The sequence below is a fragment of the Streptomyces sp. NPDC058662 genome (assembly GCF_042716255.1).
Lineage (GTDB): Bacteria > Actinomycetota > Actinomycetes > Streptomycetales > Streptomycetaceae > Streptomyces.
In genome coordinates this window covers 1-1967 of record NZ_JBHXRU010000211.1, presented here as the reverse complement: position 1 = coordinate 1967, position 1967 = coordinate 1, and the positions used below count along the sequence as shown (strand labels likewise).

At 67.6% G+C, this 1967-nt stretch carries 2 protein-coding genes; one reads left to right on the top strand and one right to left on the bottom strand.

Features of this window, described 5'->3' with window-relative positions:
- Positions 1-51 precede the first annotated feature (51 nt).
- Positions 52-408: an iron-sulfur cluster insertion protein ErpA gene (erpA, locus tag ACFWUQ_RS31420; protein WP_250742523.1), complete on the bottom strand. Its 357-nt coding sequence runs from the start codon at positions 406-408 to the stop codon at positions 52-54.
- Positions 409-713: 305 nt separating this feature from the next.
- Here erpA and nadA point away from each other — a divergent pair, with 305 nt between their 5' ends.
- Entirely contained in the window at positions 714-1913 is a 1200-nt protein-coding gene (gene nadA, locus ACFWUQ_RS31415; protein ID WP_384544817.1) for a quinolinate synthase NadA, read from the top strand.
- Positions 1914-1967: the final 54 nt, after the last annotated feature.

Sequence of the window (1967 nt, the reverse complement as noted above, 5' to 3'; positions counted from 1 at the left end):
CGGGCCCTCGTCGTTGCGCAGGCGGTGCGGCGGCGCGCTCCGGCGGCGGGTCTAGCTGAAGGAGTCACCGCAGGCGCAGGAACCCGTGGCGTTCGGGTTGTCGATCGTGAAGCCCTGCTTCTCGATGGTGTCCACGAAGTCGATGGAGGCACCGTGCAGGTACGGGGAGCTCATCCGGTCCGTGACGACCTTCACACCGTCGAAGTCCTTCACGACGTCGCCGTCGAGGGAGCGCTCGTCGAAGAACAGCTGGTAGCGGAGGCCGGAGCAGCCGCCGGGCTGGACGGCGACGCGGAGCGCCAGGTCATCGCGGCCTTCCTGCTCCAGCAGGGTCCTGACCTTGTCGGCGGCGGCGTCGGACAGGAGGATGCCGTCGCTCACAGTGGTCTTTTCGTCCTGTACGGACATCTGCATTCACTCCCGAAGTGGGCGGCTCCCCGCCGGAAGCAGGGAAACGTCGGACTCTTGCCGTCGGTGGCAACGAGCGGGACCTCGGTTTCATTCCGGGGCCCGACGCTTGTTTCAGATATTCATGCTCGCACACCGGGCGCCGGGGCGGGCCGGACGAGGGACGGGCTCATTCGTCACATTGACACTATCGGCATCGTCAAACTGACGTGAAGCGGTTATGATAGATAGCGTCAAGTAGACGAGAAGTCGTCCCGATGCCTCAACCGATGCCTCAAGAAGTCCCTTGTCGCAGAACAGAAAGGGTGCGTGTCGTGACCACCGCCCAGCCTTTGGACGTCCAGCCGACGCCCCTCGCCCTGCTGCTGCTCGGCCGTGAGGCCGACCCCAAGAGCGAGCGCGGGGTGGAATGCCCCGGCGACCTGCCCTCTCCGTCGGACCCGGACCTCGTGGCCCGCGCCCGCGCGGCCAAGGAGAAGCTCGGGGACAAGGTCTTCATCCTCGGTCACCACTACCAGCGTGACGAGGTCATCGAGTTCGCCGACGTCACCGGCGACTCCTTCAAGCTCGCGAAGGACGCGGCCGCCAGGCCGGAGGCCGAGTACATCGTCTTCTGCGGCGTCCACTTCATGGCCGAGTCCGCGGACATCCTCACCTCGGACGACCAGAAGGTGGTCCTCCCGGACCTGGCGGCCGGCTGCTCGATGGCCGACATGGCCACCGCCGAGCAGGTCGCCGAGTGCTGGGACGTACTGACGGAGGCCGGCGTCGCCGGTGTGACGGTGCCCGTCTCGTACATGAACTCCTCGGCCGACATCAAGGCCTTCACCGGCAAGCACGGCGGCACGATCTGCACCTCGTCCAACGCGAAGAAGGCCCTGGAGTGGGCCTTCGGGCAGGGAGACCCGCAGCAGACCAAGGTGCTCTTCCTCCCGGACCAGCACCTGGGCCGCAACACGGCCGTACGCGACATGGGCATGTCCCTGGACGACTGCGTGCTCTACAACCCGCACAAGCCGGGCGGCGGCCTGACCGTCGAGCAGCTGCGGAACGCGAAGATGATCCTGTGGCGCGGGCACTGCTCGGTCCACGGCCGGTTCTCGGTCGACTCGGTCAACGACGTCCGCGCCCGCATCCCCGGCGTGAACGTCCTGGTGCACCCCGAGTGCAAGCACGAGGTCGTGGCGGCGGCGGACCACGTCGGCTCGACGGAGTACATCATCAAGACGCTGGAGGCGGCCCCGGCCGGCTCCAAGTGGGCCATCGGCACCGAGTTGAACCTGGTCCGCCGGCTGGCGAATCGATTCGCCGCCGAGGACAAGGAAGTCGTCTTCCTCGACAAGACGGTCTGCTTCTGCTCCACGATGAACCGTATCGACCTCCCCCACCTCGTGTGGACCCTGGAGTCGCTGGCCGAGGGCAACCTGGTCAACCGGATCCAGGTCGACAAGGAGACCGAGAGCTTCGCGAAGCTCGCGCTGGAGCGGATGCTCGCGCTCCCGTAGCCGGCGCCGCCGCGGCCCCCGGGCCCGGCACCCGAACGCCCGGAGGGGCGGCCC